Genomic DNA, 20172 nt, shown 5'->3' on the forward strand with positions numbered 1-20172 from the left:
CCGCCGCGAACGGGGCGATCTTCGCCTCGGCCAGCGAACGCACCGACTCACGGAGCATCTCGTGCTCCTCGCTCAGCCGGTAGAGGTCGAAGTCCGCTCCGGAGTTTCCCGCCATCTGCTCTGCCCCTTGCGCTGGTTACCGTCGAGTAATTCTCATCCTAGGCACCTCGGCCGGGTCAGTCGACGTTGTCGCCGAGGGTGTCCGTACTGGTGCGGTGCTGGGCGAGGTAGTCGTCCATGCGGTCGGCGCGCATCGCGTCCCAGAGCAGGCCGGCCGCACCGGTGTCCATCAGGACGACGGACTGGCCGTCGATGGAGTCGAAGCCGCCGAAGGGGGCGTTCATGAAGTGGACGCCGTCGGGGCGGACCGCGCGCAGGCTCCAGGCGAGGTCGTAGAGGTCGCTGTTGCTGAGCCGGTCGTCGACGGAGACCACGTCGCCGACGGTGCCGAGCAGGCCGGTGAGTTTGCCGGGGCTGGAGAGGGTGCCGGAGTTCATGGTGCGGAGCATCAGCGCGCGCAGGAAGTTCTGCTGGCGCTTGGTGCGGTCGAGGTCGCCGTTCGGCAGGCCGTGGCGTTCGCGGACGTAGAGCAGGGCCTCGGCGCCGTCCATGTGGTGGGTTCCGGCCAGCCATTCGCGGGCGTCGCCCTTGGCCTCGATGGTGCGCGGGATGGTGATGTCGACGCCGCCGACGGCGTCGGTGAGGGCGCGGAAGCCGTTCCAGTCGATCACCGCGACGTGGTCGATCCGGATGTGGGTGAGGTCCTGGACGGTCTGCACCATCAGTGCGGGGCCGCCCCAGGAGTAGGCGGCGTTGATCTTCGCGTTGCCGTGGCCGGGGACGGGGACCCAGGTGTCGCGCGGGATGGACACCACGGAGACGGACTTCCGGTCGGCGGAGATGTGCATCAGCATCATGGTGTCGCTGCGCTGCGCGCCCAGCTGCCAGGCCGGGGCCTTGGCGTCCTTGCCGGTGGTGGGCCGGTCGGCGCGGGCGTCCAGGCCGACCAGCAGGAAGGTCTGGCCGGTGTGCGGGACGGCGGTGGGCTGGGCGGCGGTGCCGGTCGGGAAGGCGTTCGGGATCCGGGCCACCGAGGACGCGTAGTGGTCGGCGGTCCACACCAGGGCGCCGAAGCCGGCGCCGAACAGCACCAGCAGGACGGCGAGGGTCCACAGCAGCAGCCGGCGGCCCCGGCGGCGGCGCGGTGCCTGCTCGGCCCCGGTCTCCTCGCTCGAAGGGTCGTGCTCGTCGTCGCGGTCGAAGATGCTGAGTGGCCCCTGGTCCTCGTCGGCCTCGTCGGGCCGCTCCTCGGCAGTCATGCGCGCATTGTGAGGCTTCCGTACAGACTTTCGGGGGGAAACCGTGAAATCGGCGGATCCCGCAGGTGGTAGCGGTACCGATACCATCTGTGCGTGCGGCCGTCGCACTGCCTGGAACGGCCCGAACGGAAGGGAACGCCCGTGGCTCCGCGCATCACGGTGATCGGTACCGGCTACCTGGGCGCCACGCATGCCGCGTGCATGGCCGAGCTCGGCTTCGAGGTCCTCGGGCTGGACATCGACCGGGAGAAACTGGCGGCGCTGGCCGCGGGCCGGGTGCCGATGTTCGAGCCCGGGCTGTCGGAGCTGCTGCTCAAGCACGTGGAGGGCCACGAGGGCTCGACCGGGCGGTTGCGGTTCACCGACTCCTGGGAGGAGGTCGCGGCCTTCGGCGACGTGCACTTCATCTGCGTCAACACCCCGCAGCGCAAGGGCGAGTTCGCGGCCGACATGAGCTACGTGGACACCGCGGTGGACTCGCTCGCCCCGCACCTGGACCGGCCGGTCCTGGTGGTCGGCAAGTCCACCGTGCCGGTGGGCTCGGCGAACCGGCTGGCGGCCCGGCTCGCCGCGCTGGCCCCGGCCGGCGAGCAGGTCGAGCTGGCCTGGAACCCGGAGTTCCTGCGCGAGGGCTACGCGGTCGGCGACACCCTGCACCCGGACCGCCTGGTGGTGGGCGTGCGCAGCGAGCACGCCGAGCGGGTGCTGCGCGAGGTGTACGCGGGCCCGATCGCGGACGGCGTGCCGTTCGTGGTGACCGACTTCGCGACCGCGGAGCTGGTGAAGGCCGCCGCGAACTCCTTCCTGGCCACCAAGATCTCGTTCATAAACGCGATGGCCGAGGTCTGCGAGAGCGCCGGCGCCGACGTGGTGCAGCTCTCCAGGGCGCTGTCCTTCGACGCCCGGATCGGCGGCAAGTTCCTGAACGCCGGGCTGGGCTTCGGCGGCGGCTGCCTGCCCAAGGACATCCGGGCGTTCATGGCCCGGGCCGGGGAGCTGGGCGCCGACCAGGCGCTGACCTTCCTGCGCGAGGTCGACTCGATCAACATGCGGCGCCGCTCCCGGATGGTGGAGCTGGCCCGCGAGCAGTGCGGCGGCGGCTTCCTGGGCCGCCGGGTCGCGGTGCTGGGCGCGGCCTTCAAGCCGAACTCGGACGACATCCGGGACTCGCCGGCGCTGAACGTGGCCGGGCAGATCCAGCTGCAGGGCGCCCAGGTGACGGTCTATGACCCGAAGGCGATGGACAACGCCCGCAAGATGTTCCCCAGCCTGTCCTACGCGGCGTCCGCCCTGGAGGCCGTCCAGGGTGCGCACGTGGTGCTGCACCTCACCGAGTGGCAGGAGTTCCGCGAGCTGGACCCGGCCGAGGTCGGCGCCCTGGTCGCCGAGCGCCGCCTGCTGGACGGCCGCAACGTGCTGGACGGCGACGCCTGGCGGGCCGCCGGCTGGACGTACCGGGCGATGGGCCGGCCGTTCGCGGAATGACCGCACCGGGCGGCTGGTTCTCTCCGGCATGAGCTACGGAGACGACACGGACGTCCGGAAGATCCTCACCTCCGGCGGAGACACCTGGGCCGTGGTCGGCCTGTCCACCAACACCGCGCGCGCCGCGTACGGGGTGGCCCAGGTGCTGCAGCGGGCCGGCAAGCGGATCGTGCCGGTGCACCCGAAGGCCGAGACGGTGCTCGGCGAGCAGGGCTACGCCTCGCTCGCCGAGATCCCGTTCCCGGTCGACGTGGTGGACGTGTTCGTCAACTCCGAGCTGGCCGGCGAGGTCGCCGACCAGGCGGTGGCCAAGGGTGCCAAGGCCGTCTGGTTCCAGCTCGGAGTGGTCGACGAGGCCGCCTGTGACCGCACCCGGGCCGCCGGGCTGGACATGGTGATGAACCGCTGCCCGGCGATCGAGCTGCCCCGGCTGTGACGCCGGGTCAGACCGCCCGGACGGGGAAGGCGATGTCGCAGATCCGGTCGTCCGGGGCGGCGGCCGCCCAGTCGGCGAAGTACACCTCGCGGCCCGGGCCGGTGCGCTCGGTGCCCGCCGACTCCACCCACTCGCACACCGCGTCGTAGGCCGACAGGATCTGCGGGTACTCCACCTGCGCCTTGGTGATGGTGGTGAACGCCTCGCGGTGGGCGGGCTCGACGCGGTGCGGGGCGGTCAGCCCCGCGGCGCGCGCCGGGTCGATCGGCAGGCAGACCTCGACCGGGCCGTCGTTGTCCTCGTCCACCTGCCCGTGGTAGATCACGAACGGGGCGGCGGCCACCCCGCCGTGCTCGGCGGCGATCGCCTCCAGCCGCGCGGTGGCGGCCGGGATCCACTCGTCCAGGTCCTGCGGGCGGGCCCGCCGCTGCTCGGTGAGCACCAGCTGGTCCGGCACCTCGCGCTGTTCGATGCGGTACATCTCGTCGATTCCTTCCAGTCCGCTGAGTTGGACGCGGAGGTGTTCGGCCAACGCCCGCTGCGAGACGGTGCGCCGTTCGACGGCCGCCCAGTACGCGCCGATCCGCTCGGCCGCCTCGGGGCCCGGCAGGGCGAGCACCTCGGCGACCGTGGCGAGCGGCATGTCCAGGCCGCGCAGCCGGACGATCAGCCGCGCGGTGGCCAGCCGGCCGGCCCGGTAGTACCGGTAGCCGGTGGCCGGGTCGATCACGTCCGGCGGGAGCAGGCCCTGCCGGTCGTACAGCCGCAGCGCCTTCGGCGACAGCAGGCCCCGGCGGGCGAACTCACCGGTGGTGAGCAGCCGTTCTTCCTCCACGCCGGTCAGCGTCGGGCCTGCCCCAGGGGCAGGGTCAAGCCGGTCGTTCACGCGCCGTCCAACTGCTCCAGGGTGGCGATCGACGGCCCGCGTTCGGCCCGCAGGCGGCGGGACACCGTCTCGGCCTCGCGGAGCGTGCGGACGGCGTTGTGCCAGGTGAGCTTGGCGAGGTCGGCCTCGGACCAGCTGCGGCGCAGGAGTTCGGCGATCAGCACCGGGTAGCCGGCCACGTCGTCCAGGCCGGACGGCAGGAACGGGGTGCCGTCGAAGTCGCCGCCGATGCCGATGTGGTCGATGCCGGCCACCTCGCGCATGTGGTCGAGGTGGTCGGCGACGTCCGCGACGGTGGCGATCGGGCGCGGGCGGTCGGCCGCGAAGGCCTGCTGCACGGCCATCGCCTCCGGGGAGGTGTCGAACGGGCTGAAGCCGTGCGCGGTCATGTTGGCGTCGGCGGCGTACGTCCACTCGATGGCGTCGGCCCGGACGAACATCGGCACGAAGGTGGCCATCGCGACGCCGCCGTTGCCGGCCAGCGTGGTGAGCACGTCGTCGGGGACGTTGCGCGGGTGGTCGCAGACGGCGCGCGAGGAGGAGTGCGAGAAGATCACCGGGGCCTCGGAGACCCGCAGCGCGTCGCGCATGGTGTCGGCGGAGACGTGCGAGAGGTCGACCAGCATGCCGAGCCGGTTCATCTCCCGGACCACCTCCTCGCCGAACCTGGTGAGGCCGCTGTGCACCGGCTCGTCGGTGGCGGAGTCCGCCCACGGCACGTTGGAGTTGTGGGTGAGCGTCAAGTACCGCACGCCGAGCGCGTACAGGGCCCGCAGGGTGGCCAGCGAGGAGTTGAGGGAGTGCCCGCCCTCGGCGCCCATCAGCGAGGCGATCCGGCCCTCCTCGCGGGCGCTCTCCACGTCGTCGGCGGTCAGCGCGAGCCGCAGGTGCTCGGGGTGGCGCTCGGTCATCGTCCGGACGAAGTCGATCTGCTCCAGCGTCGCGCTGACCGCGCCGTCGCCGGACAGCTCGGCGGGCACGAACACCGACCAGAACTGGGCACCGACCCCGCCCGCCCGCAGGCGGCCGAAGTCGGTGTGCAGCCGGTGGCTCTGATCGGCCGTCAGGTCGAGGGCGTCGAGGTCGTAGCCGACCTGGGCGCGCATCGCCCACGGCAGGTCGTTGTGGCCGTCCACCACGGGGGTGGTGCGGAGGACGGCCCTTGCACGGTCGATCAGTTCGGGAGTCATCCTCCCGTTCTACTACTTGCCGAAGCCGAAGGAGTCGTTCCCGGCCACCTTGGCCCGGAGCTTGCGGCCCTTCTCGGTCGCCTGGCTGTTCAGCTCGGCCTGGAACTCGACCATCTTCTCGGCCAGTTCGGTGTCGAACGCGGCCAGCATCCGCACCGCGAGCAGACCCGCGTTGCGCGCCCCCGCCACCGAGACCGTCGCCACCGGCACCCCGGCCGGCATCTGCACGATCGACAGCAGGCTGTCCATTCCGTCCAGGTACCGCAGCGGCACCGGCACCCCGATCACCGGCAGCGGCGTCACCGACGCCAGCATCCCCGGCAGGTGCGCCGCGCCGCCCGCTCCGGCGATGATCGCCTTCAGGCCGCGCCCGTGCGCCTGCTCCCCGTACGCGACCATCTCACGCGGCATCCGGTGCGCGGACACCACATCCACCTCGTACGGCACCTCGAACTCGTCGAGCGCCTGCGCGGCGGCCTCCATCACGGGCCAGTCGGAGTCGGAGCCCATCACGATGCCGACAAGGGGTGCCTGGGTCATTCGCTGATCGTTCCTCGCAGGTAGGCGGCCGCGTGGCGGGCGCGCTCGCGGGTGTCTTCGAGGTTGTCCCCGAAGACGTTGACGTGGCCGACCTTGCGGCCGGGCTTCACGTCCTTTCCGTACATGTGGATCTTGAGACCGGGGTCGCGGGCCATGCAGTGCAGGAAGGCGTGGTACATGTCGGGGTAGTCGCCGCCGAGGACGTTGACCATGACGGTCCACTTGGCGCGGGGGCGGGGGTCGCCGAGGGGGAGGTCGAGGACCGCGCGGAGGTGGTTCTCGAACTGGGAGGTGACGGCGCCGTCCTGGGTCCAGTGGCCGGAGTTGTGCGGGCGCATGGCGAGTTCGTTGACCAGGATCCGGCCGTCGCGGGTCTGGAACAGCTCGACCGCGAGGTGGCCGGTGATGTCGAGCTCGCCGGCGATGCGGAGGGCGAGCTGCTGGGCCTCGTCGGACAGCGCCGGGTCCAGTTCCGGTGCGGGGGCGGTGACTTCGGCGCAGATGCCGTTCTCCTGCACCGATTCGACCACCGGGTAGGCGACGGCCTGGCCGCTGGGCGAGCGCACCACGTTGGCGGCCAGCTCGCGGACGAAGTCGACCTTCTCCTCGGCGAGGACGGGGACGCCCGCGAGGAACGGGGCGGCGGCCTCGGCCTCGTCCTTGACGACCCAGACGCCCTTGCCGTCGTAGCCGCCGCGCACGGTCTTCAGTATGACGGGGTAACCCTCGCCCTCGGCGGCGAAGGCGGTGACGTCGGCCGGGTCGGCGACGATCCGGTGCCGGGGGCAGGGGACGCCGATGGAGTCCAGCTTGGCCCGCATGACGCCCTTGTCCTGGGCGTTGACCAGCGCGTCCGGCCCGGGGCGGACGGCGACGCCCTCCGCCTGCAGGGCGCGCAGGTGCTCGGTGGGCACGTGCTCGTGGTCGAAGGTGATGACGTCGCAGTCGGCGGCGAAGGCCCGCAGCACGTCGAGGTCGCGGTAGTCGCCGTACTCGGTGGTGCCGACCACCTGCGCGGCCGACTCCTGGGGAGTGTCGGCGAGGAGCTTGAAGCGGATGCCCAGCGGGATACCCGCCTGGTGCATCATGCGGGCGAGCTGCCCGCCGCCGATGACTCCGACCACTGGAAAGTTCGCATTGCCCGCTACAGTCACGCGCTCCAGGATATCTGGGCCGGTCAAAGGCCCAACACCGGCGTGCGGGTGGGGCGTACGCACCGGGCGTGGTACGGAGCACTCAAGAGGGGCGGGTAGCCTGGTGGGCCGGATTGCACGACACCACTTATTCCGATCATGTGAAGCATACGGAGCCGCCCGGATGACGAGCACCACAGTAGCGCGCCCCTCGTTGACCCAGCGGCTGCGCGGCCTGTCCCTGGAAGCGGTCGGCTTCGCCGTGATCGGCGCCTCGGGCGTGGTGGTCAACTTCGCCCTGTTCTGGATCCTCAACAACGTCATCGGCCTGGCCTCGCTGCGCTCCAACGTCGCGGCCACCCTGGTGGCCATCTGCACCAACTACCTGGGCTACCGGTACTGGCTGTACAAGGACCGCGACGCGGCCTCCCGCAAGCGCGAGATCACGCTGTTCCTGCTGTTCAGCGGCATCGGCATGCTGATCGAGACCGGCACCCTGGGCTTCACCCAGTACGTGCTGGGCCTGGACACCCCGTTCGAGAAGCTGGGCGGCAAGTTCCTGGGCCTGGTGATCGCCACCGTCTTCCGCTTCGTCTCCTACCGCACCTGGGTGTTCAAGGCGATGCCGGAGCTGGAGGACCCCGAGGTGGTGCAGGAGGCCGAGCTGCTGCTGGCCGCCGAGGAAAGCCGCTCGCTGGCCAACTGACCTCGTGTCACTCGCCCGCGTGGGCGAGGAACAGCGCGAACACCGGCGGCCGCAGCGACAGCAGTTCGAGGCGGCCGCCGTCGGCTTCCGCGAGGTCGCGGGCGACGGCCAGCCCGATCCCGGTGGAGTTGCGGCCGCTGACGGCCCGTTCGAAGACCCGGTTGCCGAGTTCCCGGGGGACGCCCGGCCCTTCGTCCTGCACCTCGGCGACCACCGAGCTGCCGGAGCGGCGGGCCCGCAGGGTGATGGTGCCGGCGCCGTGCATCAGCGAGTTCTCGATCAGCGTGGCCAGCACCTGGGAGACGGTGCCGGGGGTGCCGATCACCCGGACGTCCCGCAGGCCCTCGACGACCAGTTGGCGTCCGCTGTCGCGCAGGGTCGGGGCCCACTCCTCGACCTGCTGCTTGAGCACGTCGTCCAGGCAGAAGCTCACCGCGGTGGGGCTGTTGGGGTCGCGCTGGTTGGTGAGCAGCCGCTGCACCACGTCGGTGAGCCGTTCGACCTGCTGGAGGCCGATGGTGGCCTCCTCGCGGACGGTGTCCGGGTCCTCGGCGAGCGTGGTGATCTCCTCCAGCCGCATGGAGAGCGCGGTGAGCGGGGTGCGCAGCTGGTGGGAGGCGTCGGCGGCGAGCCGGCGTTCGGCGGTGAGCATCCGGGCGATCCGTTCCGCGCTGGTGTCCAACACCTCGGCGATCCGGTCGAGTTCGGGCACGCCGTAGCGGCGGCCCTGCGGGCGGGGGTCGCCGGAGCCGAGCCGTTCGGCGGTCTCGGCGAGGTCGGTGAGCGGACGGGCCAGGCGTTTGGCCTGCCAGACGGCGAGCGCCACGGCGGCCTGCACGGCCAGCAGGGCGACCACACCGAGCAGCAGCAGCATGTTGCCGATCTCGTGGTCGAGCGCGGCCCGCGACTGGGCGACGGTGACGGTCTCGCCGCTGGCCCCGGACTCGGTGGCGGTCAGCGCGGGCCCGTTGACCGGGCGGCCGAGGACGATCTGCGGCTGCCCGGGGATGTCCACGGTCACGTGGAAGTTCTCGGTCACCACGGCGGCGAACTTCTCGCCGGTGACCGGCTCACCCGCGGCGAGCCGGCTCTCCACCAGTCCGAGCACCCGGACCGCCACCGCGTCCACCCGGTCGTTGGCGGCGTTGGTGATGGACTGCTTCTCGATCAGGGCCAACGGCACGCAGAACACCGCGACCACCACCAGGACCACGCCCAGCAGTGAGTTGATCATCCTGCGCTTCACGCCGGGTGGACCTTCAGTTCTTCTCGAAGCGGAAGCCGACGCCGCGCACGGTGGCGATGTAGCGCGGGTTGGCGGCGTCGTCGCCGAGCTTCTTGCGCAGCCAGGAGATGTGCATGTCCAGGGTCTTGGTGGAGGTCCACCAGGTGGTGTCCCAGACCTGGCGCATGATCTCCTCGCGGGTGACGACCCGGCCGGCGTCCCGCACCAGCACCCGCAGCAGCTCGAACTCCTTGGCGGAGAGGGTGAGTTCCTCCTCGCCGAGCCAGGCGCGGTGCGACTCGATGTCGATCTTCACGCCGTGCGCGCCGGTGGTGAGCTGGTCGACGTTGCCGCGCCGGAGCAGGGCGCGGACCCGGGCGAGCAGCTCGGCCAGCCGGAACGGCTTGGTGACGTAGTCGTCGGCGCCGGCGTCCAGGCCGACCACGGTGTCCACCTCGTCGGCGCGGGCGGTGAGCACCAGGACCGGGAAGCTCTTGCCGTCGGCGCGCAGCCGCCGGCACACCTCCAGGCCGTCCATCTCGGGGAGCCCGAGGTCCAGCACGATCAGGTCGACGTCCTCGCTGAGGCCGGCGCCCAGGGCGGCCGGTCCGTCCTCGCGGACGAGCACCTCGTAGCCCTCGCGGCGCAGGGCGCGGGCCAGCGGTTCGGAGATTGCCGGGTCGTCCTCGGCCAGCAGCACACAGGTCATAGGGGCGATGGTAGACCGCCCGGGGACGCCTGATCAGGGGGTCTTCGGGGGTTGTGACGCGCCCGACCGGACCGCTGTGAACACTGTCACAGGGCGTGATCGATTTGCATTTGCGGGCATCTTCGGCAACAACTGCGCTTACATGGACATTCTTCGCACGGGCCTTGTCATCGCAGGCAATTCTCCCGTCCAAGCATCGAAAGGCGCAGTGCAACGACACGCCGCTTTACCTTCTGAATACCATTCACGCTCCGCAGTCAGCCGAACTCGCGACTTACAGTGGTGGAGAACCCGAGCAAGACAGGCAAGGAATCAGCATGGCTTCGAGCACCCTGGAGTCCGAGGTACGGTCCTCCCCCACCGGAGGACGGACCTTCCTCGGCCACCCCCGCGGCCTCGCCACCCTCTTCATGACCGAGACGTGGGAGCGCTTCAGCTTCTACGGCATGCGCGCCCTGCTGGTGGTCTACATGTCCACCAAGGCGGCCGAAGGCGGCCTCGGGATGCAGGTGGCCACCGCCACCGCCGTGTACTCGGTCTACAACGCCATGGTCTACCTGCTCGCGCTGCCCGGCGGCTGGATCGCCGACCGGCTGCTCGGCGCCCGGCGCACCGTCGCCCTCGGCGGCGGGATCATCATGGTCGGCCACTTCCTGCTGGCCGTGCCCTCCAAGGCGGCCTTCTTCGGCGGCCTGGTCTTCATCGCGGTCGGCTCCGGCCTGCTGAAGGCCAACATCTCCACCATGGTCGGCCACCTCTACGACGGGCCCAACGACCCGCGCCGGGACGGCGGCTTCACGATCTTCTACATGGGCATCAACCTCGGCGCCTTCCTCGCGCCGCTGGTGATCGGCACCGTGGGCCAGGAAGTGAACTGGCACCTGGGCTTCGCGCTGGCCGGCGTCGGCATGGCCCTCGGCCTGATCCAGTACCTGGTGGGCAGCCGGCACCTCAGCCCGACCTCCAGCGTGGTCACCTCGCCGATCGGCGCCGCCGAACGCCGCGCGGTGCTGCGCAAGGCCGGCCTGTGGCTGGCCGTCGCCGCCGTGTTCTACGGCGTGGTCGCCGGCACCGGCCACTTCACCGTCTCGTGGGCGATCTGGCCGCTCTCGCTGGCCGGCATCGCCGTTCCCGTCCTGGTCTTCGCCCGGATCCGCCGCGACAAGGAGCTGACCGGCGAGGAGCGCTCCCGGATGAGCGGCTACCTGTGGTTCTTCGCCGCCGCTGCGGTGTTCTGGATGATCTACGACCAGTCCGGTTCGACCCTCAGCGTGTTCGCCGAGCGCAACACCGCCGGCACGCTGTTCGGTTTCTCGTTCCCGTCCAGCTGGTTCCAGTCGCTGAACCCGCTGTACATCATGGCGCTCGCCCCGGTGTTCGCCTGGCTGTGGAACTACGCCGCGGCGCGCCGCCGCAACCCGTCCACCACCGCCAAGTTCGCCTTCGGCCTGCTGATGATCGGCCTGTCGTTCCTGGTGATGATGCTGGCCATGGCGGCCGCGTCCGGCGGCGTCAAGGTCACCCCGCTGTGGCTGGCCGTGGTCTACCTGATCCAGACCACCGGCGAGCTGACGCTCTCCCCGGTCGGCCTGTCCGTCACCACCAAGCTGGCGCCCGCCAAGTACGCCAGCCAGATGATGGGCATCTGGTTCCTCGCGGTCACCGCCGGCGACTGCGTGGCCGCCCTGGCCCAGCTGCTGCTCGGTGACAACGTGGTCGGCTCGACCTGGTACTTCGCCGTCCAGGGCCTGCTGGCCATCGCCGCCGGCCTCGGCCTGTTCGCCGCCCGCGGCCGGATCGGCCGCCTGATGGGCGACGTGCGCTAGTCCTGCCCGGCCCGCCTTGTCGGATCACCCCCCGGCCCTTGGGAGCCGGGGGGTGATCCCGCGTCGCGCGCCCGGCAGGTCCACAGCGCGGGGGCTTCCGCCTCCCTGCCGAGCAGGCACGATGTCCACTCCGGCTCGGCCGGCGGCGGAACCCCTACGATGCACGGATGTGCTACCGCCGCATCAGTTCGAGCCGGCATTTCGTCTGCCTGGCCTGCCGGGCCTCCTGCAAGAAGAGGTCGGAGCCGCGGGGAGTGCACCACTGCCCGCGGTGCCGGGGCGAGCTGATCGACGCCGGACACGACCTCGCCGTGCCGCCCCGCCGCGACACCGCGGGCTGGCGCGCGCTCACCGCGCTGCTGAACGCCGGAGTCACCTTTCACTCGTCCTGCTGCGACGGCCCCGGCTGGCGGCCCCGTACGCCCGGCGAGGTCAGGACGCGGCTGGCGGCCTCGGCCGGCACCGGGATCCCCGTGTCCACGGCCCTCACCACCCTGGACCTGGACCAGCTGGCGGCGAAGTAGCGTCCCCGGCACTGACACCCTTGCGCTGACACCCGGCGGGTCGCCGCACGGCGGCCACCGCCCTTGGAGCCGGCCGTCTAGATCTTCCGGACCCCGCCCTGCCAGACGGCGGCGGTCAGCGGGACGCCGGGGCGGTAGGCCAGGTGGACGTGCGAAGGCGCGTCCAGCAGCTGCAGATCCGCCCGGGCGCCCGGGGAGATCCGGCCCACGTCGGTGCGGCGCAGGGCCAGCGCGCCGCCCGCGGTGGCGGCGTGCACCGCCTCGTCCGGGGTCATGCCCATCTCGCGCACCGCGACGGCCAGGCAGAACGGCATCGAACTGGTGAAGCTGGAGCCCGGGTTGCAGTCCGTGGACAGCGCGACCCGCGCCCCGGCGTCCAGCAGCCGCCGGGCGTCCGGGTAGGGCGCCCGGGTGGAGAACTCCGCGCCCGGCAGCAGGGTGGCCACCGTGTCGCCGTCGGCCAGCGCGGCCACGTCCTGATCGGTCAGGTGGGTGCAGTGGTCGGCGGACGCCGCGCCCAGCTCCACCGCGAGCTGCACGCCCGGGCCGAAGCTCAGCTGGTTGGCGTGGATCCGCGGCCGCAGCCCCTTCGCCATCCCCGCCGTCAGCACCGCCCGCGCCTGGTCGCCGTCGAACGCCCCGCGCTCGCAGAACACGTCCACCCACCGCGCGAACGGGGCGCACGCCTCCAGCATCTCCCCCGTCACCAGCTCGACGTACCCCGCCGGGTCCTCCGCGAACTCGGGGCCCACCACGTGCGCCCCGAGATACGTGGTCTCCTGCGTGTGACCGGCCGCGATCCTGAGCGACCGCGCCTCGTCGGCGGTGCTCAGCCCATACCCCGACTTCACCTCCACCGTCGTGGTGCCCTGCCGCAGCATCTCCGCCAGGTACCGGGTCAGGTTCGCGTTCAGCTCGGCATCGGACGCGGCCCGGGTCGCCGCGACCGTGGTCCGGATACCCCCGGCCGAGTACGGACGGCCCGACATCCGCGCGTTGAACTCGGCGGTGCGGTCACCGGCGAACACCAGGTGTGAGTGACTGTCCACGAACCCGGGCAGCAGCGCCCGCCCGGCGGCGTCCACGCTCTCGTCGGCGGCGGGGGCCTCGGCACTGCGGCCCACCCACACCACCCGGTCACCCTCCACGACCACGGCAGCGTCGGACAGCAGCCCGAGCGGTCCTTCCCCGAGCAGGGGGTCATTGGTGACGAGAGATCCGATGTTGCTGATCAACAGGCTCATGAAGGTCGTCCTCAAGTGGTGTCCCCGTCCCACTCAACCCCCGCGCCCCGTCAGGGGCGCGGGGAACTGCGCGAGGCGGAAGGTGAACGTCCGTAAGTTCGCGCCCCTGGGGGCTCTTCGTTACCGCAGTGCGGCGACAGCAGCCGACAACTGCCCGGCCACGTCCGGAACGAGCTGGTGCACCCCGTCCTTGACGACGTGTCGCCCGCCCACGACGACGTGCCGCACGTCCGCCGCGCTCGCCGCGAACACCGCGATCTCCGCGCCCAGTTCGGGCGGCGGCCCGGCCGTCCGCACGCTGTCCAGCGCGATCACGCAGAAGTCCGCCAGAGATCCGGCCTCCAGCCGCCCCGCCCCGTCCCAGCCCAGCGAGGCGTGCCCAGCCTCGCTGCCCGCCCGGAGCAGGGCGTTCGCCGTCCAGTGGCCCCGGGTGCGGGTGCGCAGCCGTTCGTCGAGTTCCAGCGCCCTGGCCTCCTCGAACGGGTCGATGACGGCGTGGCTGTCGGAGCCGAGGCTGATCGGGCAGCCCGCGGCGGCCAGCCGCTTCGCGGGGCCGATGCCGTCCGCCAGGTCCCGCTCGGTGGTGGGGCACATGCAGATGGTGGTGGTGGTGTCGGAGAGCAGCCGGATGTCCTCGTCCGTCAGGTGCGTCGCGTGGACGGCCGAGGTGCGGGGCCCGAGGACGCCGTGGTCGGCGAGCAGGCGGGTGGGGGTGACGCCGTGCGCGGTGAGGCAGGCGTCGTTCTCGGCGGTCTGTTCGGAGAGGTGGACGTGCAGCGGGGCCTTCCGCATCGCGGAGAAGTGCGCGACGGTGCCCAGCTGTTCGGCGGGTACGGCCCGCACGGAGTGCACCGCGGCGCCGATCCGGGCGTGTTCCGCGCCGGCCAGGGCGGAGGCCCTCTCGGCCCAGGCGTCGGCGTCGCCGTCGGAGAACCGCAGTTGGGTCTCGGTGGGTTCGGCGCCGAAACCGGAGGACAGGTAGCAGGTGTCGAGCAGGGTGATCCGGATGCCGGCCCGCCGGGCGGCCTCGATCAGCGCCTCGCCCATCGCGTTCGGGTTGTCGTACCGGACGCCGCCGGGCGCGTGGTGCAGGTAGTGGAACTCGCCGACGGCGGTGATGCCGGCCAGCGCCATCTCGGCGTACGTCGCGGTGGCGAGCGCCAGGTACGTGTCGGGGTCGAGCGCGGAGGCGGCCTGGTACATGGTGTCGCGCCAGGTCCAGAACGTCCCCGACCCGACCTGCACGCGGGAGCGCAGCGCCCGGTGGAAGGCGTGCGAGTGCGCGTTCGCCTGCCCGGGCAGCGCGAGCCCGGCCAGCCGGACGGCCCCGGCGGGGCAGGGCCCGCTCCCGGGGGTGACCTTGGTGATCCGGCCGCCGGGGCCGACGGCGATCAGGACGTCGCGTTCGACCACGGGGCCGTCGGCGTGCGGCAGCCAGGCGTGTTCGGCCCAGTACGTCACGACGGCTGACATGCGAGATCCTCCAGTACGTCCGCGAGGGCGGCGACGCCCGCGTGGCAGTCGGCCTGCTCGGCGTGTTCGGCCGGGGAGTGCGAGACCCCGCTGGGGTTGCGCACGAACAGCATGGCGGTCGGGACGGCGGACGCGAGGATTCCGGCGTCGTGTCCGGCCCCGGTGGGCAGCACGGGGGCTCCCAGCAGGTGGGCCAGGCGGTCGCGCAGCGGGCCGTCGAAGTCGACGACGGGGGTGAAGGACTCGCGGGTGAGGGTCACCCGGACGCCGTCGCGTTCGCCGCGCTCGACCGCCAACTGCTCGATGGCGTCGACCAGTTGGCTCAGCGTCTGCTCGTCTGCGGCCCGCGAGTCGAGCCAGCCGCGGACCAGCGAGGCGATGGCGTTGGTGCCGTTGGGTTCGACGGCGACCTTGCCGAAGGTGGCGAGCGCCCCGGCGAGGCGGGCCTTCTTGCGGGCGCCGAGCACGGTGGTGGCGTAGGTGAGCATCGGGTCGCGGCGGTCGGCGAGCCGGGTGGTGCCGGCGTGGTTGGCCTCGCCGTGGAAGTCGAACCGCCAGCGGCCGTGCGGCCAGATCGCACTGGCCACGCCGACCGGCTGTTCGTCCGTCAGCCACCGGCCCTGTTCGATGTGGAGCTCCACGAACGCGCCGATCCGGCCCAGCAGTTCGGGGTCGGGGCCGATCCGGGCCGGGTCGTGTCCGGCCTTGAGCATCGCGTCGGGCAGCCACACCCCGTCGGCGTCGCGCAGCCGGTACGCGGCCTCCCGGTCGAGGACGCCGGTGGCGAGCCGGCTGCCCACGCAGGCGACGCCGAACCGGGCGCCCTCCTCGTCGCCGAAGTTGGCGATCGCCAGCGGACGCGTCAACTCGGCGCCGCGCGAGCGGAGTTCGTCGAGCGCGGCGAAGGAGGAGATCACCCCGAGCGGGCCGTCGTAGGCGCCGCCGTCGGGGACGGAGTCCAGGTGCGAGCCGGTGACGACGGCGTTCCCGGCGGTCGGGTCGCCGAGCCAGGCCCACTGGTTGCCGTTGCGGTCCGTCTCGTGGTGCAGGCCGCGGGCCCGGGCCTGTTCCTCGAACCAGGCCCGGCACTCGGCGTCGGCGGAGTTCCAGGCGTGCCGGCGGTAGCCGCCGGAGGAGGCGGAGCGGCCCACGGGGAGCAGCTCCGCCCACATCGCGTCGAAGCCCTCGGTCACAGCTCGGCCATCGGGCTGTGCTGGTTCATGGGGATGTGTACCCCGCGCTCGGCGGCGACCTCCGAAGCCCGGTCGTAGCCGGCGTCCACGTGCCGGATGACGCCCATGCCGGGGTCGTTGGTGAGGACGCGGCGGATCTTCTCGCCGGCCAGCGCGGTGCCGTCGGCGACGGTGACCTGCCCGGCGTGGATGGAGCGGCCGATGCCGACGCCGCCGCCGTGGTGGATGGACACCCAGGACGCGCCGGAGGCGACGTTGACCATGGCGTTGAGCAGCGGCCAGTCGGCGATCGCGTCGGAGCCGTCGAGCATCGCCTCGGTCTCCCGGTAGGGGGAGGCGACGGAGCCGCAGTCCAGGTGGTCGCGGCCGATCACGATCGGGGCGGACAGCTCGCCGCTGGCGACCATGTCGTTGAACCGCTCGCCGGCCTTGTCGCGCTCGCCGTAGCCGAGCCAGCAGATCCGCGCGGGCAGGCCCTGGAAGTGCACCTTCTCCTGGGCCATCCTGATCCAGCGGGCCAGCGACTCGTTCTCCGGGAACAGGTCGAGGACGGCCTTGTCGGTCTTGTGGATGTCCTTCGGGTCGCCGGACAGCGCGGCCCAGCGGAACGGGCCCTTGCCCTCGCAGAACAGCGGCCGGATGTACGCGGGGACGAAGCCGGGGAACGCGAACGCCCGGTCGTAACCGGCCAGTTGGGCTTCGCCGCGGATCGAGTTGCCGTAGTCGAAGACCTCCGCGCCGCGGTCCTGGAAGCCGACCATGGCCTCCACGTGCCGGGCCATCGACTCGCGGGCGCGCTGGGTGAACTCGGCGGGCTTCTCGGCCGCGTAGGTCGCCATGTCCTCGAAGGCGACGCCGGTCGGCAGGTAGGCCAGCGGGTCGTGGGCGCTGGTCTGGTCGGTGACGATGTCGATCGGGGCGTCCATCGCGAGCAGCTGCGGGAGCAGGTCGGCGGCGTTGCCGAGCAGGCCGATGGAGAGCGGCCGCCGCTTGTCGCGGGCCTCGGTGGCGAGCTGCAGCGCGTGGTCGAGGCTCGATGCCTCGACGTCGAGGTAGCGGTGCTCGATCCGGCGGGCGATCCGGGACGGGTCGCAGTCGATGCAGATCGCCACGCCGCCGTTCATGGTGACGGCGAGCGGCTGGGCGCCGCCCATGCCGCCGAGGCCGGCGGTGAGGGTGATGGTGCCTTCCAGCGTGCCGCCGAAGCGCTTGTTGGCGACGGCCGCGAAGGTCTCGTAGGTGCCCTGCAGGATGCCCTGGGTGCCGATGTAGATCCACGAACCGGCGGTCATCTGGCCGTACATGGTGAGGCCGAGCGACTCCAGGCGGCGGAACTCCTCCCAGTTCGCCCAGTCGCCGACCAGGTTGGAGTTGGCGATCAGCACCCGGGGCGCCCACTCGTGGGTCTGCATCACGCCGACCGGCCGACCGGACTGGACCAGCATGGTCTCGTCCTGCTTGAGGCCCTGCAGGGTCTTCACCATGGCGTCGAAGGAACGCCAGTCACGGGCGGCCTTGCCGGTGCCGCCGTAGACCACCAGCTTGGACGGGTGCTCGGCGACCTCCGGGTCGAGGTTGTTCATCAGCATCCGCAGGGCGGCCTCCTGCTGCCAGCCCTGCGTGCTCAGCCCGGTGCCCCGCGCCGCGCGCACCTCGCGCGGGCCGCTCGCCTGCTCTGCCATGGACCAGCCTCCTTGCGGATGGATTCATTCACGATCAAGCAGAGTGAATATATCCAAACAACATCGGGCTGACCAGAGTTTCGAGCGCCCGCGCTCAGCTCTTCCCCGGCTCGTCCGGTCCACTCGGTGGACTGTCCCCGCCGGGCTCACCACGCAGCGCCGCCAACCGGTGCCGGTACTCCTCGACGTCGATCTCGCCCCGGGCCAGCCGCTCGGCCAGCACCCGCTCCGCCTCCGGCGCCCGCCCCTGCGGCGCACTCCCCCACCGCGGCCCGCCGGTCGTCCCGCCCGTCCGGTTCGTCGAAGACGCCCGCCACAGCGCGACCAGCACAACGATCACCAGCAGCACGAACAGCATGAACGTGATCCCGGGCAGCACCCACGACCAGCCGCCGTGGTGGTAGTACCCGCGATGCCAATACATGATCGATCACCCGCCACCGCACCCGAACGGGTGCGCCGCCTCCAGTCTGCGCCCCACCCGCCGGGGCTGCGCCCGGGACGGCTCGGAGCTCAGGCCGGGGTGGCGGAGAGCAGCACGGGCGCACCGCCGGAGACGTCGTAGACCCGGGTGCCGGTGTCGGTGGTGACGACGATCCGGTCCGGACCGTCCCAGCCCGCGGCCGCGAACAGGCCCTCGCCGGCCCACTTCCCGTCCTGGCCGTACACCAGCCACCGCCGGGCCGACCAGCCGGAGCCGTCCTCCAGCTCGACGTACCAGCCCTGACTCTCCGCCTCCATGCCGAACCCGCCCTGGTGCAGCACCCGCAGCACCCGGTCCGCGCCGCCGGGCGCCGCCTCGCGGTGCGCCACGGTGCGGTCGCGGCCGCCGTGGAACAGTGCCGGGGCGCAGGCCGGCACGGCAAGCATCCCGATCCCCACGAGCGCCACCGCCCACCGGCCGCTGCGCCGCAGCACCGCCGACGCGGCCAGGAACAGCGCCAAGGCCGTCAGGCCCAGCACGACCGGCCGGTCGAGCAGGTCGGCCACCGCCATCCGGCCGCCGGACCGGCCCTCCCACATACCCCACCACGCGGCGGCCACCGCCAGCACACCACCGGCCGCGAACAGCCCGCCCAGCCAACCGCGCATCGGTCCCCCTCCCGCCGGTCATCCTAGGGCGGGCCGCATGACCCGCCGTCAGGCCGCCGCGTCGCCGTCCCAGTCGATGCCGATCTCGGCGAGCCAGCGGCGGTCCTCCGCGTCGGGCTGCGGGGTCGGCTCACCGGGATTCGGCTCACCGGGGTTCGGCTCACCGGGGCGGGGGTCGCCGGGGCGGGCCGGTGGGCGTGGGACGTGCTGGACGGGGCCGACGCCGTAGCGGGCGGCGGTCTCCTCGGCGGCCGGGTCGCCGGGTTCGAGGACGCCGATGTGGACGGCTTCCTCGTCGCCCGGGTCGAGCACGGTGAGTTCGGGGTGCGGCGGGCGGCGCAGCGCGATGCGGCGGCCGCACTGCGGGCAGGACCATTCGTCGGCGCCGGAGCCGAGCCGTCCGGTGAGTCTCATCTGGTGGATCGGTGGTGGCATTGGACTTCCCCCGTCCAAAGCTGTCTTCGTCCCTGTCGAGTCCCTACCGAGGAAGATGCCCGCTCACGGCGGGTCGTCAACCCGGCGCAGGGGGGTCATTGGGGGAACAACAGGTGTCAGTCCAGGAACAGTTGACGTGCCGTCGCGGACTGTTCGATGGCCTCCAGCCGGGCCTCCGCGCCGGGGATCTCGTCGCACATCGCCTGGAGCAGGACCCGGCCGAGCATCATCGGGGCGCAGGCGGTGTCGAAGACCAGGCCGGTGCCGACGGCGGCGGGCAGCATCACGTCGGAGAGCTTGGCGACCGGGGCGAACGCGGAGTCGGCGACGGTCAGGACGGTCAGTCCGCAGTCGCGGGCGACGGTGAGGGCGTCCATCAGTTCGCGCGGGTAGCGGGGCAGCGCGAAGCAGAGCAGGGCGCTCGCTCCGGCGGCGACGGCCTGTTCGAGGCGGTCGGCGAGCATCGAGCCGCCCTCGTCGAGCAGCCGGATGTCGGGGTGGACCTTGGCGGCGAAGTAGGAGAAGCCGCGGGCCTGGGCGGAGGCGGCGCGCAGGCCGAGCACCGGCAGTGGCCGGGAGGCGGCCAGGATCCGGGCGGCGCGGACGATCGGCGCGGGGTCGGCGAGCAGTTCGGCGAGGTGGCGCAGGTGGGCGATCTCGGCGAGCACGGCCTGCTGGTGCTCGTTGCGGACCACCTCGTGGTGGCTCTCGGGGGCGGCGGCCTCGCCGACGCCGAGTTCGCGCAGCTGCTTGCGCAGCGCCGGGTAGCCGTCGTAGCCGAGCGCGACGGCGAACCGGGTGACGGACGGCTGGCTGACGCCGGCGAGTTCGGCGACCTCGACGCTGGACAGGAACGGCGCCTCGGTGGCGTGCCGGACCAGCGAGTGGGCGATCCGCCGCTGGGTGGGTGTCAGCCGGTGGCCCTCGAAGAGCTGGAGCAGCCGGGCGGAGGGCCCGGTGGTGGTTCCGGTCTCGTCAAGGGCGGGCATGTCGGGTACCTCCACGCTGGGTTGGGCGTTCGCCGGTGGCTTCGGCGGTGGAACGACTGTGGCGCAGTCCCGGCAGGTGGGCAAT

The 20172-nt window shown here is 72.2% G+C and carries 20 protein-coding genes; 5 read left to right on the plus strand and 15 right to left on the minus strand.

The annotated features are described in order from the left end of the window. Positions 1-176: 176 nt before the first annotated feature. Entirely contained in the window at positions 177-1319 is a 1143-nt protein-coding gene (locus ACFV18_RS25660) for an LCP family protein (protein ID WP_380486987.1), read from the minus strand. Between the two features lie 141 nt (positions 1320-1460). On the opposite strand from ACFV18_RS25660, the gene ACFV18_RS25665 reads away from it, so the two are divergent. Together ACFV18_RS25665 and ACFV18_RS25670 are read left to right on the plus strand one after the other, a co-directional pair. Then, positions 1461-2804 carry a UDP-glucose dehydrogenase family protein gene (locus tag ACFV18_RS25665; RefSeq protein ID WP_380486989.1) on the plus strand — a complete coding sequence of 448 codons (1344 nt, stop codon included), beginning with the start codon at positions 1461-1463 and terminating at the stop codon, positions 2802-2804. A 28-nt stretch (positions 2805-2832) separates the two neighbouring features. Next, complete coding sequence (locus ACFV18_RS25670; protein ID WP_380486991.1) at positions 2833-3240, plus strand: CoA-binding protein; 408 nt, start codon at positions 2833-2835, stop codon at positions 3238-3240. A gap of 7 nt (positions 3241-3247) precedes the next feature. On the opposite strand, the gene ACFV18_RS25675 is transcribed toward ACFV18_RS25670, so the two are convergent. The 4 genes from ACFV18_RS25675 to ACFV18_RS25690 are packed head-to-tail and all read right to left on the minus strand — an operon-like array spanning position 3248 to position 7010. Next, on the minus strand, positions 3248-4075 hold the full coding sequence (locus ACFV18_RS25675) for a MerR family transcriptional regulator (protein ID WP_380486993.1): 828 nt from the start codon (positions 4073-4075) through the stop codon (positions 3248-3250). A 47-nt stretch (positions 4076-4122) separates the two neighbouring features. Then, the gene (locus ACFV18_RS25680) at positions 4123-5316 is read right to left on the minus strand and encodes a dipeptidase (protein WP_380486995.1); all 1194 of its coding nucleotides are present in this window, start codon (positions 5314-5316) and stop codon (positions 4123-4125) included. 12 nt (positions 5317-5328) lie between these two features. After that, positions 5329-5856: a 5-(carboxyamino)imidazole ribonucleotide mutase gene (gene purE, locus ACFV18_RS25685; RefSeq protein ID WP_380486997.1), complete on the minus strand. Its 528-nt coding sequence runs from the start codon at positions 5854-5856 to the stop codon at positions 5329-5331. Beyond that, positions 5853-7010, minus strand: a complete 1158-nt coding sequence (locus ACFV18_RS25690; RefSeq protein ID WP_380486999.1) for a 5-(carboxyamino)imidazole ribonucleotide synthase — start codon at positions 7008-7010, stop codon at positions 5853-5855. Before ACFV18_RS25690 ends, purE begins: the two co-directional genes overlap by 4 nt. A gap of 163 nt (positions 7011-7173) precedes the next feature. Here ACFV18_RS25690 and ACFV18_RS25695 point away from each other — a divergent pair, with 163 nt between their 5' ends. Continuing rightward, entirely contained in the window at positions 7174-7695 is a 522-nt protein-coding gene (locus ACFV18_RS25695) for a GtrA family protein (protein ID WP_380487001.1), read from the plus strand. Positions 7696-7702: 7 nt separating this feature from the next. On the opposite strand, the gene ACFV18_RS25700 is transcribed toward ACFV18_RS25695, so the two are convergent. Further along, positions 7703-8941, minus strand: coding sequence for an ATP-binding protein (locus ACFV18_RS25700; RefSeq protein ID WP_380487003.1), 1239 nt, complete (start codon positions 8939-8941; stop codon positions 7703-7705). 13 nt (positions 8942-8954) lie between these two features. Then, complete coding sequence (locus ACFV18_RS25705; RefSeq protein WP_014136090.1) at positions 8955-9629, minus strand: response regulator transcription factor; 675 nt, start codon at positions 9627-9629, stop codon at positions 8955-8957. A 317-nt stretch (positions 9630-9946) separates the two neighbouring features. Between ACFV18_RS25705 and ACFV18_RS25710 the strand changes: the two genes are divergently transcribed. Both ACFV18_RS25710 and ACFV18_RS25715 read left to right on the plus strand, forming a co-directional pair. Then, the gene (locus tag ACFV18_RS25710; RefSeq protein ID WP_380487004.1) at positions 9947-11455 is read left to right on the plus strand and encodes a peptide MFS transporter; all 1509 of its coding nucleotides are present in this window, start codon (positions 9947-9949) and stop codon (positions 11453-11455) included. Between the two features lie 167 nt (positions 11456-11622). Next, the gene (locus ACFV18_RS25715; RefSeq protein ID WP_380487006.1) at positions 11623-11979 is read left to right on the plus strand and encodes a hypothetical protein; all 357 of its coding nucleotides are present in this window, start codon (positions 11623-11625) and stop codon (positions 11977-11979) included. A gap of 77 nt (positions 11980-12056) precedes the next feature. On the opposite strand, the gene hutI is transcribed toward ACFV18_RS25715, so the two are convergent. The 8 genes from hutI to ACFV18_RS25755 all read right to left on the minus strand — a co-directional run bounded on the left by hutI (position 12057) and on the right by ACFV18_RS25755 (position 20087). Then, the gene (gene hutI / locus ACFV18_RS25720; protein WP_380487007.1) at positions 12057-13223 is read right to left on the minus strand and encodes an imidazolonepropionase; all 1167 of its coding nucleotides are present in this window, start codon (positions 13221-13223) and stop codon (positions 12057-12059) included. A gap of 120 nt (positions 13224-13343) precedes the next feature. Then, positions 13344-14696, minus strand: coding sequence for a formimidoylglutamate deiminase (locus ACFV18_RS25725; RefSeq protein ID WP_380487009.1), 1353 nt, complete (start codon positions 14694-14696; stop codon positions 13344-13346). Next, positions 14681-15868 (minus strand): allantoate amidohydrolase, encoded by a 1188-nt coding sequence (locus ACFV18_RS25730; protein ID WP_380487144.1) that lies wholly within the window; start codon positions 15866-15868, stop codon positions 14681-14683. Before ACFV18_RS25730 ends, ACFV18_RS25725 begins: the two co-directional genes overlap by 16 nt. 17 nt (positions 15869-15885) lie before the next feature. Then, entirely contained in the window at positions 15886-17571 is a 1686-nt protein-coding gene (hutU, locus tag ACFV18_RS25735) for a urocanate hydratase (RefSeq protein ID WP_380487010.1), read from the minus strand. A 94-nt stretch (positions 17572-17665) separates the two neighbouring features. Continuing rightward, positions 17666-17995 (minus strand): SHOCT domain-containing protein, encoded by a 330-nt coding sequence (locus tag ACFV18_RS25740; protein ID WP_380487012.1) that lies wholly within the window; start codon positions 17993-17995, stop codon positions 17666-17668. A gap of 89 nt (positions 17996-18084) precedes the next feature. Further along, positions 18085-18663, minus strand: a complete 579-nt coding sequence (locus ACFV18_RS25745) for a hypothetical protein (RefSeq protein WP_380487014.1) — start codon at positions 18661-18663, stop codon at positions 18085-18087. 48 nt (positions 18664-18711) lie between these two features. Continuing rightward, a complete protein-coding gene (locus ACFV18_RS25750; RefSeq protein WP_380487016.1) occupies positions 18712-19077 on the minus strand; it encodes a hypothetical protein in 366 nt (121 codons plus the stop codon). A gap of 137 nt (positions 19078-19214) precedes the next feature. Next, positions 19215-20087 (minus strand): MurR/RpiR family transcriptional regulator, encoded by an 873-nt coding sequence (locus ACFV18_RS25755; protein ID WP_380487017.1) that lies wholly within the window; start codon positions 20085-20087, stop codon positions 19215-19217. Positions 20088-20172 lie beyond the last annotated feature (85 nt).

This window comes from Kitasatospora sp. NPDC059673 (assembly GCF_042734215.1).
Lineage (GTDB): Bacteria > Actinomycetota > Actinomycetes > Streptomycetales > Streptomycetaceae > Kitasatospora.